At 46.7% G+C, this 16,090-nt stretch carries 14 protein-coding genes; 6 read left to right on the top strand and 8 right to left on the bottom strand.

The features are described 5' to 3' along the window. Positions 1-80: 80 nt before the first annotated feature. The 3 genes from QUB14_RS03940 to QUB14_RS03930 form a co-directional block, all read right to left on the bottom strand. Positions 81-1,412, bottom strand: a complete 1,332-nt coding sequence (locus QUB14_RS03940) for a response regulator (RefSeq protein WP_333215374.1) — start codon at positions 1,410-1,412, stop codon at positions 81-83. After that, entirely contained in the window at positions 1,405-4,167 is a 2,763-nt protein-coding gene (locus QUB14_RS03935; protein ID WP_333215373.1) for an ATP-binding protein, read from the bottom strand. The genes QUB14_RS03940 and QUB14_RS03935 overlap by 8 nt, the downstream gene beginning before the upstream one ends. 622 nt (positions 4,168-4,789) lie before the next feature. Then, positions 4,790-5,413, bottom strand: a complete 624-nt coding sequence (locus QUB14_RS03930; RefSeq protein ID WP_333215371.1) for a Uma2 family endonuclease — start codon at positions 5,411-5,413, stop codon at positions 4,790-4,792. Positions 5,414-5,558: 145 nt separating this feature from the next. Between QUB14_RS03930 and QUB14_RS03925 the strand changes: the two genes are divergently transcribed. The 3 genes from QUB14_RS03925 to QUB14_RS03915 all read left to right on the top strand — a co-directional run bounded on the left by QUB14_RS03925 (position 5,559) and on the right by QUB14_RS03915 (position 8,078). After that, positions 5,559-6,128, top strand: coding sequence for an HD domain-containing protein (locus QUB14_RS03925; protein WP_333215369.1), 570 nt, complete (start codon positions 5,559-5,561; stop codon positions 6,126-6,128). A 50-nt stretch (positions 6,129-6,178) separates the two neighbouring features. Continuing rightward, positions 6,179-7,312, top strand: a complete 1,134-nt coding sequence (locus QUB14_RS03920; RefSeq protein WP_333215367.1) for an ABC transporter ATP-binding protein — start codon at positions 6,179-6,181, stop codon at positions 7,310-7,312. A 361-nt stretch (positions 7,313-7,673) separates the two neighbouring features. Continuing rightward, a complete protein-coding gene (locus QUB14_RS03915) occupies positions 7,674-8,078 on the top strand; it encodes a hypothetical protein (protein ID WP_190693325.1) in 405 nt (134 codons plus the stop codon). 74 nt (positions 8,079-8,152) lie between these two features. On the opposite strand, the gene QUB14_RS03910 is transcribed toward QUB14_RS03915, so the two are convergent. The 3 genes from QUB14_RS03910 to rbfA form a co-directional block, all read right to left on the bottom strand. Continuing rightward, positions 8,153-8,383 carry a DUF4327 family protein gene (locus QUB14_RS03910; RefSeq protein ID WP_006635016.1) on the bottom strand — a complete coding sequence of 77 codons (231 nt, stop codon included), beginning with the start codon at positions 8,381-8,383 and terminating at the stop codon, positions 8,153-8,155. 486 nt (positions 8,384-8,869) lie between these two features. Further along, positions 8,870-10,513 (bottom strand): glycoside hydrolase family 3 N-terminal domain-containing protein, encoded by a 1,644-nt coding sequence (locus tag QUB14_RS03905; RefSeq protein WP_333215364.1) that lies wholly within the window; start codon positions 10,511-10,513, stop codon positions 8,870-8,872. An 82-nt stretch (positions 10,514-10,595) separates the two neighbouring features. Then, complete coding sequence (gene rbfA, locus QUB14_RS03900) at positions 10,596-11,033, bottom strand: 30S ribosome-binding factor RbfA (protein ID WP_333215362.1); 438 nt, start codon at positions 11,031-11,033, stop codon at positions 10,596-10,598. Positions 11,034-11,239: 206 nt separating this feature from the next. Between rbfA and QUB14_RS03895 the strand changes: the two genes are divergently transcribed. From QUB14_RS03895 to sipA, 3 genes are all read left to right on the top strand, one after another. After that, on the top strand, positions 11,240-11,608 hold the full coding sequence (locus QUB14_RS03895; RefSeq protein ID WP_333215360.1) for a GIY-YIG nuclease family protein: 369 nt from the start codon (positions 11,240-11,242) through the stop codon (positions 11,606-11,608). 4 nt (positions 11,609-11,612) lie between these two features. Next, positions 11,613-11,819: a hypothetical protein gene (locus tag QUB14_RS03890; RefSeq protein WP_190658020.1), complete on the top strand. Its 207-nt coding sequence runs from the start codon at positions 11,613-11,615 to the stop codon at positions 11,817-11,819. A 356-nt stretch (positions 11,820-12,175) separates the two neighbouring features. Continuing rightward, entirely contained in the window at positions 12,176-12,397 is a 222-nt protein-coding gene (sipA, locus tag QUB14_RS03885) for a regulatory protein SipA (protein ID WP_333121141.1), read from the top strand. 34 nt (positions 12,398-12,431) lie between these two features. On the opposite strand, the gene QUB14_RS03880 is transcribed toward sipA, so the two are convergent. Both QUB14_RS03880 and QUB14_RS03875 read right to left on the bottom strand, forming a co-directional pair. Beyond that, positions 12,432-12,590: a hypothetical protein gene (locus tag QUB14_RS03880; RefSeq protein WP_333215357.1), complete on the bottom strand. Its 159-nt coding sequence runs from the start codon at positions 12,588-12,590 to the stop codon at positions 12,432-12,434. Between the two features lie 25 nt (positions 12,591-12,615). Beyond that, complete coding sequence (locus QUB14_RS03875) at positions 12,616-15,981, bottom strand: EAL domain-containing protein (RefSeq protein WP_333215355.1); 3,366 nt, start codon at positions 15,979-15,981, stop codon at positions 12,616-12,618. Positions 15,982-16,090: the final 109 nt, after the last annotated feature.

Raw genomic sequence — 16,090 nt, 5'->3', positions numbered from 1 at the left:
CCGCGTACTACTATATCAATAGTTTGGATGGTTTTAAAGGGCGATATCAATCATCTTTATGCTGCCGCTGCAACGATTTGTTATACTGCGTCAACGCAGATCCTTGCCTGAATGTCTTTTACAGCGAGATCCTTCACGGGAATTGAAATCACAAACTCTGTACCTTGACCTAAAGTTGAGTTGACTTCTAGAGTTCCACAGTGTTTCTGGACTACGATTTGACGAGCGATCGCCAATCCTAGCCCTGTTCCGTGCCCCACGCCTTTGGTGGTAAACAAATGCTCAAAGATTTTTGGCTTCACCGCATCCGTCATGCCAATCCCATTATCCTGAATTCGGATCACTGCCTGAGATTCCGACAATTGCGTCTTGACAGTAATCTGGTTGGGGTTAGCTTTGATCTGAGCAAAACTGCGTCCTTGATTTGATTCCTCAAGGGCATCGATCGCATTGGCCAGCAGATTCATAAATACCTGATTCAACTGTCCCGCAAAGCATTCTACCTGTGGCAGATCGCCATAGTCTGTGATGACTTGAATTTCCGGGCGACATTCGTTGGCTTTGAGGCGATGCTTGAGAATCAAGATCGTGCTGTCAATGCCGTCGTGGATATTGTAAGGAATGGGGCGATCGCAATCCGAACGCGAGAAGGTTCTTAAACTGGTGCTGATTGTGTGAATGCGATCGACTCCTTCTTGCATCGAATCGATCAACTTGGGTAAATCCTCTTGTAAATATTCCAAATCTATTTCCTCCACAAATTCCTGTAGTGAGGCACTTGGATAAGGGAGTTCTTTTTGGTAGAGTTCAATCAAATTAAAGAGGTCTTGAATATAGTCTTGAGCGGGTTTCAGATTGCCAGCAATAAAGCCCAGCGGGTTATTAATCTCGTGGGCGACACCCGCCACTAAATTGCCCAACGCAGACATTTTTTCGGTTTGGACTAAATGAAGCTGAGACTGTTGCACTTGTGTGAGTGCTGCTTCTAAATCAGCCGTTTGCTCAGCTACACGCTGTTCGAGATTTTTAGTTAACTCCCGTAGCTGCAAATGAGTTTTTACCCGTGCTAGCATCTCCTTTTCTTGAAAGGGTTTGGTGATGTAGTCCACAGCACCCAGGACAAATCCTTTCTCCTTACTGTCGGCATCGGAGAGAGCGGTCATAAAAATGATGGGAATACTGGCTGTGGTGGGATCTGCCTTCAGACGTTGGCAAGTTTCAAAGCCGTCAATTCCTGGCATTTGAACGTCGAGCAAGATCAGATCGGGAGGATAAGCTTGGACTCGCTTAAGAGCGCGATCGCCGTTGATTGCGGTTGCTACTTCGTACCCCGCATCACTTAAGGTTTCACAAACCACTTCTAAGTTCGCAGGGGTATCATCCACCACCAGAATTAATCCTGGACTATACATCGGTTTTCTCCTCTGTGAGGTGTTGTTTCAGTAAGTCTTCAATCTCTTCGTCTTTAAATTGCTTTGCAAGCTGAAGAATTTGTGAAGCAAAATCAGCGTAGCGAGGGTTAGAGTGAGCAATATGCTCTGTGTGTTCTCGTAGCCGTTTTAAGTTGCCTTGCTGTGCCAGTGCTAATAAAGTTTTTAACTCCTCCCTGGAAGGAATAATCCTCTCTGATATCTGCAATCCAGTTGTTAGAGTGGATGGCCGATCGTTTGATGTCGTTTCATAGTTCCACTTCAATTCTAAATAAGTTGCTAAGAGATTAAATAATTCGCTGACTTCTACGGGTTTTGCCAGGAAATCATTTCCTCCTGCATCTAAACTCATCCGGCGATCGGCTTGTGATACTGATGCGGAAGAGACGATGATCTTATGGTGTTGCAAATCATTGGCACTGCGAACCTGTTTGAGCAGTTCCAAGCCGTCCATGACTGGCATCGCTAAGTCTGTGATTACTAAATCAGGGGATAATTGTCGGATTTTTTCTAATCCTACTTGTCCGTTTTCGGCTTCAGTCAGTTGAAATCCCAATGGTTCTAACAAGTTGACGATAATAGCTCGGTTTTCCCAACGATCGTCTACCACAAGGATGCTGCGTCGTTGTCCTTCATAACCGATAATTTGTTTGCCAGTTGTAATCGAGTTTTGCTGCGCCCAATCGGTGGCACAAGCCATTTCCACCTCAAAGAAGAAGTCACTCCCAACTTCGGGTTGGCTCTTAACTTGGATTTGTGCGTTCATCAGTTGGACAATCTTTTGACTGATTGCCAGTCCTAAACCCGTACCCTCGGCTTGGCGTTGGCGATCGCCCACTTGTTCAAAAGCCTGGAAGATTTTATCCAACTGATCGCGCGCAATTCCAACGCCCGTATCCTCAACTTGAAATTTGATTCGGTGAGTGGACGGAGTGGCATTATTCTCAACTACAGTAACCTTGAGCGTGACAGAACCTTTATCGGTGAATTTAATCGCATTTCCCAGCAAGTTTAGTAACACCTGACGCAGCCGTTTTTCATCGGCAAAAATCCCTTCAGGCAACTGTGGATCGGGATCGTAAACGAAGTCAATGTTTTTTTGGTCGGCACGAATGCGGCAGATTTCAGCGACACCTTGGAGGAATGAGGGAAAGTGAATCGCTTGAGGTGCGAGTTCTAATTTACCGGCTTCAATTTTGGACAAGTCCAACACATCGTTGATCAGCATCAGCAAATGAGAACCGCACTGGTGAATGATTTCTACCCCATGACGTTCTTTTGCTGGTAAGGCTTTGGAGCGGCTAAGGATTTGAGCATAGCCCAGAATGCCGTTGAGGGGAGTGCGGAGTTCGTGGCTCATGTTGGCGAGAAACTCGCTTTTTGCTTGGTTTGCGGCATCGGCTAGCCGTTTCGCTTCTTTCAGTTCTGCGGTGCGTTCCTCAACTCGGCTTTCTAGTTCGATAAAGGAGGTTTTGAGTTGACCCGCCATCTGATTAAAGGAATCTGCCAGCGATTCTAATTCCTTGATGCCTCGCACCTGAACTGTTTGATCGAGTTGACCGGAGCTAATTGCCTCACTCGCCTTTTGCAATTTCAAAACAGGTTTGGTAATCCAGCGAGAGGTGAAAAATCCCAGAACAGTTGCTATAGCCAATGCACCCAAACACAGCAAAATTGTTGTGCGCGTGTTGGCATTGATTTGTGCCATAAAGTCAGACTCAGGAACAACAACAACTACGAGCCAATCTAGCCCCCACTCATCTTTCCAGGGGGCAACTCGAACGAACTGACGTTGACCGTCAAGCACATACTCAAAGGTTTGACTTTGTAGAATTTGGTTGAGATTATTAAACTGCTTAGTGAGCTGTTGGGTCGTTGCCCGAATCAAAGCATCTTGGCTATTAGAGGCATTGAGCCGTGTTGCCTTGCCATTAACAAGCTTGTAAGGATTTTCTTTAGCAGAACTAGCAATGATGAGTCCGGTGCGTTCCAAAATGAAGGTTTTCCCGGAAGGACTCACCTTCAACTCTCTCAGAAAGTTGCTGATTTGACTTAACCGTTGGTCAACGCCAACCACTCCGATTAATTTTTTGTTTTGGTCATAAACCGGACTGTTGGCAGAAATGGACAGAGTATAGGGGGGAGATTGCCATTGATACACCGTCCATAACGGCTGTCCTGCGCGAGCGGGTTCTCTGTACCAACCTTCTTCTTTGGGGATGTAGGGGCCGTTATTGATCGCCAGTGTGGTGCGTTGTCCCTGACTGTTGGTGTTATAGATATACCAGTCTAAGTTGCCGTTGCGCTGCCGAGAAACTTCATCCACTGTGACCCGACCATCTTCAAAGAAACGCCCCGCACCTGCAAAATCTCCTGTGGTGTAGGCAAAGCTAATGTAGCCGATGTCATGTAGTTTTAATTGTTTCCAGAAAAATTGACCTAATTCTGCAGGGTCTTTTGGGTCAAGTAACCCTAGCTCAATGGCATCTGCGTTTGTTTGGGCAAGATTACGAGCCGTATCGAGTTGAGTTCCGAGATGCTGATCGATGCGTAAGCTCACTTCGCTGCGTAAGCGAGTTGCCAAATCATTAATTGCCTGCTGCCCATTCCGCAAGGAAATATATCCGGTTAGTCCAACGGCGGCGAAGATTTGGAGGACAAATGGAACGATCAGGAGCGATCGCAGGGAAAGTTTGTGCTTAGGTTTAGATATCAGGGATGAGTCTGGGATAGACATGGCAGTGGCTTCTATAAAAAATAGACTTTGAGGAATTGCTAGCTCAATGTTCAATCCACCTTGGTAAAGTTTTTCAAGGGGCTTCAAGTCCTGGCTAGACACCGACGCTAACAATTAATGTCGTACCTCCAACGACCAGTCGCATTAGCAAGTTGCGAGTTGCTTTCTCTTTTTCATGGAGAGCAACAATGGCTGAGTTGCTTGATGTGCCGTTGCTTGGTGCAGTCGGTGGCAGGCGGTTATCAGCTTTGATCTGTTAGCCGACTGTTTTTTTTAGTAGATCGGGCGATCGTTCTGGCTCAAATTTAAAGGCGATCGCACTACACCAACAATCTCTCAACCCAATTCCAATCGAAGACTACCGCTTATAGAAAATCCCAAAGAAAGCCCTGGGCTTTTAGTCGTGGGATGAATCTGCTTACCCTCTAGAGTCAGTCCTTTTCAGTCTACGCCGCAGTCCCCTAATCAGATGTTAACTGTATCAATACTTCAAAGTTACCTTTAGCTCTATCTTAAACTCGATTTAATCATTCCCACATTTTCATTAAACCAGCCTTAAGCTAAAGTTTCTCACCGTGAGTTTCTCTTTTTAGGAGTTTAATAAAATATTTTAACAAATTCCTCAAGCCAACAATTCACTGACGGCTACGCTAAAACCTGCAAGCACACTTTGAGTGTTAACAACTTCATCGGCATTAAACAACCGCCAGCGTTGCCCTGCACTCACAAATATTAATCTAGCTTCAGGAAACAGCAACCAAACTTCTAAACATCCCGATTCCAAATATTCCTGAGCTTTGGCAAATAACTCTTCGCCACTGTCTTCGGGGGAAGCAACTTCCGCTATCAAAGGAAAACTTTGGGAAAATGCTGTAAAATTGCCCGATTGTGGCAACAATTCAGGAGTAATGTAAGCAACGTCGGGACGGCGACCTTGCTTGTTAGTGCGGCAAACGACTTCTGTAACAACTTCTCCTCCCTGTCCGCTGGAATTTTTGTAATTTCTCCAGGATGTAGATAATTTAGATTGAGCGAGACCGTGCTTGAATGTCATGCCTGTTTTCTCCAATAAGTTGCCGTCAACCCACTCCATTCTATCAGGAGGCTTGACTAAAAACTCTTCGAGAGATATGACTTTTTTAGGCTCAGATTGTGGCGGAATTTCTGCTGTATTTTCTAATTTGGGCGGTAATTCTGTGTCTAAGTTTTGGTCGGCATTTTTTGGTATAATTATAGTAGCTGTCATGCTCGCAACCTCTGCTTAACGATTATAAGTTTACAAGCGATCGCTCTCGATCGCATCTTTATGATCTTATGGAACTGGGTAGATTTTGTCTTTGCAACTTAGCCCTACAATTTATATATCATAGCAATTCAGAAAGGTGACTTTCATGATTCTCTCAAACCGTTTTTCTGAAGCCCTCACCTATGCCGCCGAATTGCACGCTACCCAACTTCGCAAAGGTTCGGGCGTTCCCTACATTGCCCATTTGTTGGGCACGGCTAGTATAGCTTTAGAATATGGGGCAAATGAAGATGAGGCGATCGCAGCTTTGCTTCACGATGCGATCGAAGATCAAGGTGGTGCCACCACCCGCGAAGCCATCCGCCGCCGCTTTGGCGATACCGTCACAGCGATTGTAGATGGCTGTACCGACAGTGACGCGACGCCGAAACCCCCTTGGCGGCAGCGAAAACAAGCTTATATCGATCGCATTTCTACAGCTTCTGCCTCAGTAAGATTAGTCTCGGCTGCTGATAAACTTTATAATGTTCGATCGATCTTGAAAGATTACCGTCAATTGGGCGACTTGGTTTGGGAACGCTTCAAAGGGGGCAAAGACGGTTCTCTCTGGTATTATCGTTCTTTAGTAGAAGCCTTCCGCAAAGCTGAGTTAACGCCTATAGTTGAAGAATTAGACCGCACAGTTTTAGAACTGGAACAGTTTTCTGAAGGCTGAAGGCTGAAGGTAAAAAGCACTAATTATCAATTACCAATTACAATTAAAAAATGGCAAATGTTCGCTTAGAAAATATTACCCGACGCTACCAAAACGTCACCGCGATCGAAAATATCAGCTTCAAAATCCCGGACGGAGAATTTTGGGTATTAGTCGGCCCGTCCGGCTGCGGTAAATCGACAATTATGCGGACAATTGCAGGTTTAGAAACCGCCACTTCCGGCAATCTTTACATCGGAGATAATTTAGTTAACAACATTCCGGCGAGACAGCGTGATGTAGCAATGGTGTTTCAAAATTACGCGCTTTACCCGCACATGACTGTCGGCGAAAATCTGGCTTTTGGATTGCGGATGCGGAATGTTGAGCCGAGTAAAATTCAAGAACGAGTCGAAACAGTAGCCCGATCGCTCTCGATCGACCACCTCCTCAAGCGTAAGCCCAAACAGTTATCAGGCGGACAGCAGCAGCGGGTAGCACTGGGAAGGGCGATCGCCCGCGAACCGAAAGTATTCCTTTTAGATGAACCGCTTTCTAACCTCGATGCTCAACTGCGAGACGACACTAGAGCAGAACTCAAACAACTGCATCAACGGCTGGGAATTACCACAGTTTACGTCACTCACGACCAAGTGGAAGCGATGACTTTAGCTGATAAGATTGTAGTCTTAAATGGGGGAAAAATTCAACAAATTGGAGACCCGCAAAGCATTTATGCCAAACCAGCTAACCGCATGGTTGCCACATTTTTAGGCAATCCCGCCATGAACATTTTGCCGGCAATTTATACTAACGAATCCTTTCAAGTGGGAAATCAACATTTAGCCTGTCCGCCCTCGATTCAGAAAAAATTGCAGGCGAGAGAAGGACAAGGATTTGATTTGGGCATCCGTCCTGAAAATATAGAAATGTTTACGCCACCAAACGCAGTAGAAGATGATTTGAAAACCGATGTTTGGGCATTAGAAAAAGTCCCCCTCGATGTAGAGGTAAAAGTAGTGGAACCTCTGGGGCGAGAAACTTTAATTCGGGCGAGTTTGCCTTTGGTGAGCGCTGAAACTACTGTACAGGTGCAAGGACCTGCGAGTGTTCGCTTGCGATCGGGCGATCGGCTGAAGGTACAGCTTGACTTCGATCGACTATTTATATTTGACCCTTCCACCGGTGAAGCGCTGTATCCTTAACGGGCTTGAATAGGGCTTACGCACGGTTGGCCAGCAACCAGGTTTTTTTAGTCGCAGTGGGTAAGTCCTGTTCAATCTCAAATCTCAAATCTCAAATCTCAAATAGACTGAGCCTTCCAGTGGGAAAGTCTCGATTCCTAGTTACAAAACTTTACACTTGACATTTATTAATTTACGAAGTAATGATACACTTAGTATTGGCACAACGGAAAAACCTCCCCCCAAAAGCTCCTCTTTCCTGACTCAGGGCGATCGCGACTCACAACGCAAGGATATTCCCGCTAAGAAGCGGCTTTACGCCCTCACTTGGGAGCAACTAGCGAACCAAAAACTCAGAAAAACGTTCTAGCGGCATTTTTAGATGAACCCCGACAACCTGCCTCAAATGCTGCAAACAGGATTTCACCTAACTTTAGGTGCAACTTCCTTTTTAATTGAGACATTGCAAGATCCCGTGAAGCGAGAAGAAAATCTTGACAAACTGAAGTCAGATTTGGGCCAGCTAGCCGATGAGCTGCTGGAAAAAGGAGAAATGACCGATCGAGAAGCCCGGAATTTTGTAGATACTATTTTCTCTCAACCGGACGATCGGGAGAATGCACAGAGCGAATCTGTCTCGCCCAAGCAATCGGATGCAACGAATGATGCTCCTCCCGAGTCGGTTGTACAGCCTAACGTAAAGCTAGAGATTCAAGAATTAACTGCACAGATGGCAGCGCTGAGGACCGAGTTGGAAAATTTGCGTGTCAAAAATTCCCAGCATTAAAGAATCAAGAGTCTTTAATACAGCCGGAGTTTATTTGCAAAGTGATTTGCAAACTTATTTAAAAGAACCAAACTTTAGTCATTGTCCCAGTTTTCAGAACCGATCAGGTCGGCGATGCGATCGCGCAGCAAGAAGTCGCATTTTTCTAACTCGCACTCCACGCAAGCCCATTCCCGGGGCGGGATGAATTGGCAGAGCGTGTAGATAGGCTGTTGGCGGCTCAGCACGCCCTCGTGTACGAGGTGACGGGCTTCATCCTGGATGACATCTAAAGAGTATTTGATTTTGATAGTGGACTGAATCATAATGCGCCCTCAAGGTTTTAGTAAAAAAAAAATTATGACCTTTGTAATAATATAATCCAAAATTCCGGATATGTAAGTTAAATTTTGTCAGTATAGAGGTATACAATTCACTACGGTTAAGTGAAAAAAATTCTAGCAATGAGGAATAAGTGATCGAATCAGTCTTGGGAGGTAGAGACGTGGCACATTTTTCCGGCTAACAGGTGGATCTGTTGCAAAGCTCATACCCTTCTATATTTCAGACCTCAGTCGAGCGATTTTAGATTTTAGAATTGGGAATGAATGACTGGATATGGGTTTGTAGCTTGCCTACAGTTGCATTCTTTTTTGAAATTGGTATCACTTCGGGACTTACGCACTAAAGCCCGATTCCCGGTTCCTGGATGCTTCTCCCCCCAAAGGCAGAATTTCTCGCGAGAAACCGGGTTGATGAATTTAAATCTTGAGGTAGCAAGCAGCAAAGGAAAGATTCAGGAGTCCGGCAACTCAAGCATTACCAGTTTCGTTAATGCCGAACAGCAATTCTAGAGCGAGAGATTGCGCCGCCGGCATCTGCCCAAAACAGAATACATAAGGAATACTCGGAGGCAAGTGTGGCAAAAATTGCTCTAAAACGTAGGGGCTTCCGTAAATTAATACAGCTTGCAGTTCACCCGTCTTTAATAATTTCTTAAACCAATCTTGAGCTGCTTCGGTCAAACCAGCACTGCCTCGGAAGCAATTGCCGCGAATGAAAATTTGCAGCAGCGTCGGAGAAAAATGCTCTGCACCTGTATTTTCAGCGATCGCGCCTGTGCGATCGTCAATTAGTTGCAATTCGTAACCATACTTAGCGGGAATGGCGATCGCCGGAGTGTGGTTGCCCAAAAACTCGCACCCCAAAACATCATCTACAACAATCAAATTCCGCAAAAGCTGGTTTTCTGAGGGCTTTTTCGCCACTAAAGGCAGAGAACCTCCAAATTTCAAAGAATCTCGCAAAATATCGGCAGCAGTTGACCTTGCCTGTGGATTTGCGAGCAAACCTAAGTCGATCGACTCCAGGGATTGTAAATTCTTGCTCCCCCCCTTAGCAAGGGGGGGTTGGGGGGGGTCAGAAATCGACATACCCACCTTTATTTTCGCTTTCCAAATGCGCCTGACAGATTCCTTTATTTGCGATATAGAAACTCGCCCTTGAGTGACAGCTTCGCAGACAGCCAGAATCGCCCCTTCCGGGTCAAGCGGCATCAGCAAAACATCAGCACCAGCCTCAGCCGCCAAAACAGCAGCTTCATTAGTACCGTACTTATTGGCGATCGCACCCATCACCAAAGCATCCGTCACGATCAAACCTTCAAATCCCAACTCTTCTCGCAGCTTCCCGATCAAAATTTTGCGAGAAAGAGTAGCAGGAAACTCAGCATCCCAAGCCGGAATCAGCAAGTGAGCACTCATCACAGCATCGGCCCCAGCGGCGATCGCCTCAACAAAAGGAGGCAACTCAACCTCAGTCAATCTCGCTGGCGAATGCGGCAAAACCGGCAATTCCAAGTGAGAATCAACCGCCGTGTCTCCGTGGCCGGGAAAATGCTTAGCTGTAGTCAAAACCGGGTGTTGACCTGCGCCGCGAATAAAAGCAGCGGCTAATTTCCCGACAATTTCCGGTGTCTCGCCAAAAGCGCGGACGTTAATCACAGGATTGTCGGGATTGTTGTTAACATCAACCACTGGTGCGAAAATCCAATTTAGACCGATCGCCCTAGCTTCGATCGCAGTGACAGCGCCCATTTGTTCAGCATATCGATCGGCTTTACCTGCATCGTGTCGCGCCACTTCAGCAATCGCCATCGGTGGCCCGAACCAAGTCGCCCCCGCGAACCGCTGGCCGACACCTTCTTCAATATCAGCCGCCAGCAGTAGCGGAAACTTAGCCCAAGACTGCAATTGGTGCGATCGAACTGCCAACTCCGCAGCACTTCCCCCGACCAAAATCACACCGCCGACGCCCAACTTTTCCAGATAATAGCGGAGTTTGCTGGAAGTTGGTTCCCATTCGGGATAGCGAATTTGGTGGTCGAACAAGCAGCCAGAAGCGCGCACCACGAACATCTGGGCCACCAGTTCTGGTAAGGAAAGATTGTCAATCATGGGTAATGGGAAATTGTGGACTGTTGACTGTTGACTGTTGACTGTTGACTGTTGACTGTTGACTGTTGACTACCTTCAGACACTAATCCTCGTCTGCTTCTAAATCATCATCATCATCATTTTCATTGCCATCCGCCAATTCTTCGTCATCAAACATACCTGGTTTGCGATCGGCAGAAAGCTGATTCAGCAGTATCAACATTTTATCGCCCCGTTCCAAAGAATGGTCTTCGAGAAAAATCACTTCCGGCGTCCGGCGCAGTTGCACCCGTTGACCCAACTGGTTGCGGACGTAGCTAGTAGCAGATTTCAAGCCCTCCATAGTCTCGGCCTTTGCCTCATCAGTACCGTAGATGCTGACAAAAATTTTTGTATGCTGAAGGTCTCCCGAAACAATTACGTCGGTAACGCTAACCATACCAGCACCTACACGGTCGTCCTTGATTCCATTCAGCAACATCAGGCTGACTTCCCGTTTAATCAGTGAAGCTACACGCTCAATGCGACGATTTGTAGCCATAGAAACTATCCCCTACTTTTAGATCAGCCATTTTCATCCCGATTGACAATTGTAGCGCGATCGGTATCGGGTGTTATGTGCGATCGGGGGGGAAATTAGGGTTTGAGATTGCAGCGCGCAGCCAATAATGACATAAACTTGCCCAATTTGCTACTTTTGCGATCGCTCAATATAAAGTCATCCGGCAAATACGATCTCCTATCATCATGCCCGATTCTATCCAACAAGAAGCCCGCCAAATTCTTGACACCCTTGCCTTCACCCCATTCGAGCAATGCCAACCCCTGGGCCACAACTTTAATACCATCCCCTCTCGCCCTGGACTTTATGCTGTCAGACATCGTGTGGATGGCCTGCTTTACATCGGTAAAACCAAAAGCTTGCGCGGTAGATTTAGTGGCGGACACAAAGCATTTCTCTGGGCATGGCTCGACAAATACAACTGGGAAGATGTTCGGATCGCCATTCACCAGCTCTCGGCGTGGAGCAACCCTGCGTTATTATTAGAGCTAGAAGCAATTATTCTGAGAGCAACTGAGCCGCCCTACAACGTTCAAATCCCACCGGAAAACTAGACTCATGCAATCAACAACTCTGGAACAACTATCTGCTGCTGATGCCGAAGCCATCCTAAAATACCTTCCAGAACGAATTCGTTCCGCCCTCATCGCCCGTGCTGCGGAAATTGAATACCCGATCGAAATTGTTGTGGAAATGGCAATTGCTAATTTCCTCGATAGCGAAGCACTTGGTTTTGCCGATTGCAAACCGGGGCGAGGCAACTAAAGACTCGCAACTTGAAATCAGAGAATCATGACTCAAACTATCCCCACGCAACACCTTTCTTCAGAAGCTATTTATCAGTTGGTCGATTATTGACCCGAGTAGAAAAAGCTGCCCTATTGTCCAAGTCCAATGAACTTGAATGTTCTCTCTCCTACGCGATCGAAATGGCAATATCCAGGTTTTTAGATGAAGAATTCTTTAGCTTGGAGAATTGTCTGCTGGTCAAACACTTGAAAGATAAGTAAGCCTACCTCAAAAAAAACACCTACTCACATCCGCGACTTATTGAAGAAGTCTGGGATCTAAAAGAAGAACGTTTTACTAGATTAAACCGATCGCCAAAAGGAATAAAACTCATGGAAAAAGAATTTACAATCGGTCAAAAAGTCCGAGTTGTGGCGATGCCACCTTACGTCAAAACTGCCGAACCGATGCCGATGCTGCGGCCTGCGAATTTAATTGCGATCGGCGCTGAAGGCGTTGTGATCGATCGCCGTCCCGGCAATTATTGGGGAATTCGCTTTGAAAAAGGTGCTTTTCTGTTAGACAGCCAGTACATTGAAGCTGCTATCAGTTGACTGTTGACTGTTGACTGTTGACTGTTGACTGTTTTCATTTGGAATTGGGAATTGGGCAATTCTCCCTCTTCCCTCTTCCTTCTTCCCTCTTCCTTCTTCCCTCTTCCTTCTTCCTTCTTCCCTCTTCCTTCTTCCTTCTTCCCTCTTCCTTCTTCCTTCTTCCCTCTTCCCTCTTCCCTCTTCCTTCTGTCAACTGTCAACTGTCAACTGTCAACTTTTCAACAAGCCAGCTTAGCCTCAAAAGCCAAAGAATTAACAGGAAACTCCCCCAAAACTTCCTCTAAAATCGGAGATGTGAAGTTACAAGGCTGAGGTTTTCCCAAATGATAGCCTTGAGCGTAATCTACCCCTAGTTCATTGATTTTATCCATAATTGTTTGATTTTCAACATACTCGGCAATAGTTTTAATTCCCATGACGTGAGCGATTTTGGTAATAGCTTCCACCATGGCGATGTCAATAGGATTATCGACAATATGCTTAATAAAATTGCCGTCTATTTTGAGATAATCAACCGGCAAGCTTTTCAGGTAAGCAAAGGAAGACATCCCGCTGCCGAAGTCGTCCAAGGCAAACTGGCAGCCTAGTTCCTTCAGTTGCCAAATCAAGCTGGCTGCCTTGCTGAGATTACCGATCGCCACGGTTTCTGTAATTTCAAAACAAATTATTTGCGGCGGTATTTGATGGATGGAAAACTGTTCCTGAATAAACTCGATAAACTTTTCTTCGTTGAGGCTGTCCCCAGAAAGGTTGATTGAGTAAAGGCTGGGATATTTGCCAAAGGAGGATTGCGGATTAGACAAAAGAGAGCAAGCAGGGAAGGTAACTATTTTATCGCTGTCTACCCCGGGGTTTTGGACTAATAAATTGGCTGTGAAAATTTTAGATAAATTGCGAAATAAAGTGCTAATTACCCAGCGATCGATCGCGTGCATCAAATTGTAGCGTTCGGCCGCCGGAATAAACGCCATCGGCGACACCAACTCACCAGTTTCCAACTGGAGGCGCAGGAGGATTTCGCAGTGGGTTCCGGTGTTTGGAGAGTTGAGCAAAGGTACGATCGGCTGAGAATACAAGCAAAAGCGATTCTCTTCTAAAGCTTGATGAATTTGCACCACCCACTCGGTTTCGCCGTGCTGTTTGATTAATTCTCGATCGCCGGCTTGATAAACCTGCACCCGGTTGCGACCTTTATTTTTAGCAGCGTAGCAGGCCATATCGACCGCGCTCAAAATCGCAGATGTCGAGGCTGTTTTGGGATTGATTGCTACCAAACCGATACTGACGCCGATCGAAAAAGTTTTGTCCTGCCACCCAAACCGGAATCCCTGAATGGTTCGCAGCAGCGTTTCAGCAACATTCAATCCTCGTTCGACGGGACAACTATACAGGAGTACAGCAAATTCATCGCCGCCCAGACGCGCCAAAATATCGGTTTTGCGGATATTGCTTTTAAATAGCTGGCTGACTTGGCGCAGCAGTTCGTCCCCTGCAGCATGACCGCAGGTGTCGTTAACTATTTTGAAGCGATCGAGATCCAGGTAAAGCATCACGTGTTCTTGCCCGTAACCTTGAGCGCCGTGTAGGGCGTGCTCTAGCTGGTACTCAAATTCCCGGCGGTTGACTAATTGCGTCAGGGGGTCATGAGTTGCCTGCCAGGTGAGTTGCCGCGCTTGAGTTCGCACTTGCGTGACATCTCGAAACACAACGACGGCCCCGACAATTTCGCCGCTGCTAGCGTGGATGGGGGCGACGCAGTGGTCGATCGCAAATTCGGTGTTGTTGCGGTCAATCAGCAAGCTGTTGTGTCCTTGGTCAACAATCCGACCTTCGCACAAAGCGATTTCGGCGATATTTTCGGTCGGGCGCCTGGTAGTTTCGTCAACTATTCTCAGCACGCTGGCGAGGGGCAAACCTTTAGCTTCCAATGTAGACCAACCCGTGAGTGTTTCGGCAACTGGATTCAGCGTGGAAATGCAGCCGTCGGCGTCAGTAGTGATGACGCCATCGCCGATCGATTGTAGAGTAACCTGAGCAAGTTCTTTTTCTTCAAAAAATGCTTGTTCCATGCGCTTGCGATCGGTAATATCTCGCTGCACCGACACCCAGTGGGTAACGTTCCCGGAGGTGTCGGCAATGGGTACGCTGTTGAGTTCCACCCAATATGTTGAACCGTCTTTGCGGTAGTTAATCAATTCCAAGCGTAGGGGTTCTCGGCGAGAGAAAGTACGGCGAATTTTAGCGACTTGGGTTGGGTCGCTTTCTGGGCCGCGCAAGCAACTGGGGGTTTTCCCGATGATTTCTTCGGGTAGGTAGCCCGTCATTTGGGTAAAAGCTTCGTTGGCATAGATGATGGTGGGGTCGGAGATATCGCTGTCTCCCGCATCCATAATCACGATTGCGTCGTTAGCGTTCACTACAGCAGATTCTAAAAGGTGGAGCCTGGCCTCAGCCCGCACGCGGGTAGCAATTTCCCTTTCTAGTCTGGCGTTAGTCAAGCTGAGGGATGCGATCGCTTTTTGCAATTCCTTAGTCCTTTCTGCCACTGAATCGTGCAGAACATCGATCGCCCCCGACATTTCCATCGGGTCAAGTACGCGAAGTATGTTGGTTTGAGTAACTATTCCCAGGAGTTCTCCCTGTTCCCCCGTTACTACTAACCTGCGGACTAAACGCTGGTGCATTTCCTGATGAGCTACCCACAGCGAGTCTTCTTGCTTGAGGCTAAATAAGGGGGTGCTCATCACAGTTTCGGCGATCGTTTTCGACAAATCTATATCTAAAGCTTGAAATTCGACAATATCCCGTTCTGTGACTATACCTACTGGAATGGGGAACGGTAAATTTCTCGATAATTCTGTTGATTCGGTAATTACTACGCAGCTAACGCGGTGCTGCGCCATCAACTCGGCTAAACTCCTAACTGACGCAAAGCGAGGTGCTTGAATGACTTGTGCGGTCATTACTTCTTTCACGCGGCGCATTTTTAAGATATTTGCCGGTTTCAGCATGGCTTGGCGAATGCTTTCCGGGGTAATTACTCCTAAGAGTTGACCCTCACTATCCAATATTGGTAAATGCTTAGTTCTTCGTTGCCCCAGCAGAATTAGGGCGCTGAAAATGTCTTGAGTCTCGGATTTTGTGAGAGTTGCAGCAGGCTGCCTCATTACTTCTGCAATGGTGACACCTTTTAAGTTTTTGCCCGAGGCAATCAAATCGACAAGATCCCTTTCGGTGAAGATTCCTTGCAATTGAGAATGTGAAGCAGAGTGCGAGGATAATTTTTCTAGGGATTCTTCCACGACAAAGACGCAGATACCTGTCGCGTCTCTAAATGCGCTTGAGGTGGGGGGATTTGCTATTTCTGTTAGTGGCTGATAGATATCGGTTGGTGGAATGTCTGGGTTTAGAGAGCAAGTTCCGCGCCGTTGACCCATCAGGGTAATTACTTCGGCTAGTGGGGTATCGGGTGCAACTGTCAAGGGGTAGCGGTCAATTACTTGAGCTAAGGTTGGGAGATACTTGGAGGAATCGTTTTTGAGCATATTTAATTGAGTTTTGCGATCGCGTTGACTCTGCGACATTCCAAAAAAGTGCTGCTTTCCAAGCACTAGGTGGATTTTTACGGCGCTGCTGAGACCTAATTAAAATTTATTGTTAAAAATGCAGCCGAGATTGGACTGGGGATCAAGC

The organism is Microcoleus sp. B3-D2 (genome assembly GCF_036705345.1).
Taxonomy (GTDB): domain Bacteria; phylum Cyanobacteriota; class Cyanobacteriia; order Cyanobacteriales; family Microcoleaceae; genus Microcoleus.
The sequence above is the reverse complement of the archived record's forward strand: the minus strand, read 5'-3'. Positions and strand labels throughout refer to the sequence as shown.

Excerpts from the sequence above, each read along its gene's own strand:
- QUB14_RS03940 (WP_333215374.1), bottom strand. The coding sequence starts at position 1,412 with ATGTATAGTCCAGGATTAATTCTGGTGGTGGATGATACCCCTGCGAAC.
- rbfA (WP_333215362.1), bottom strand. The coding sequence starts at position 11,033 with ATGGCTACAAATCGTCGCATTGAGCGTGTAGCTTCACTGATTAAACGG.
- QUB14_RS03915 (WP_190693325.1), top strand. The coding sequence starts at position 7,674 with ATGAACCCCGACAACCTGCCTCAAATGCTGCAAACAGGATTTCACCTA.
- QUB14_RS03875 (WP_333215355.1), bottom strand. The coding sequence starts at position 15,981 with ATGTCGCAGAGTCAACGCGATCGCAAAACTCAATTAAATATGCTCAAA.
- QUB14_RS03925 (WP_333215369.1), top strand. The coding sequence starts at position 5,559 with ATGATTCTCTCAAACCGTTTTTCTGAAGCCCTCACCTATGCCGCCGAA.
- QUB14_RS03890 (WP_190658020.1), top strand. The coding sequence starts at position 11,613 with ATGCAATCAACAACTCTGGAACAACTATCTGCTGCTGATGCCGAAGCC.
- QUB14_RS03920 (WP_333215367.1), top strand. The coding sequence starts at position 6,179 with ATGGCAAATGTTCGCTTAGAAAATATTACCCGACGCTACCAAAACGTC.
- QUB14_RS03895 (WP_333215360.1), top strand. The coding sequence starts at position 11,240 with ATGCCCGATTCTATCCAACAAGAAGCCCGCCAAATTCTTGACACCCTT.
- QUB14_RS03930 (WP_333215371.1), bottom strand. The coding sequence starts at position 5,413 with ATGACAGCTACTATAATTATACCAAAAAATGCCGACCAAAACTTAGAC.
- QUB14_RS03905 (WP_333215364.1), bottom strand. The coding sequence starts at position 10,513 with ATGATTGACAATCTTTCCTTACCAGAACTGGTGGCCCAGATGTTCGTG.
- QUB14_RS03910 (WP_006635016.1), bottom strand. The coding sequence starts at position 8,383 with ATGATTCAGTCCACTATCAAAATCAAATACTCTTTAGATGTCATCCAG.
- sipA (WP_333121141.1), top strand. The coding sequence starts at position 12,176 with ATGGAAAAAGAATTTACAATCGGTCAAAAAGTCCGAGTTGTGGCGATG.
- QUB14_RS03935 (WP_333215373.1), bottom strand. The coding sequence starts at position 4,167 with ATGTCTATCCCAGACTCATCCCTGATATCTAAACCTAAGCACAAACTT.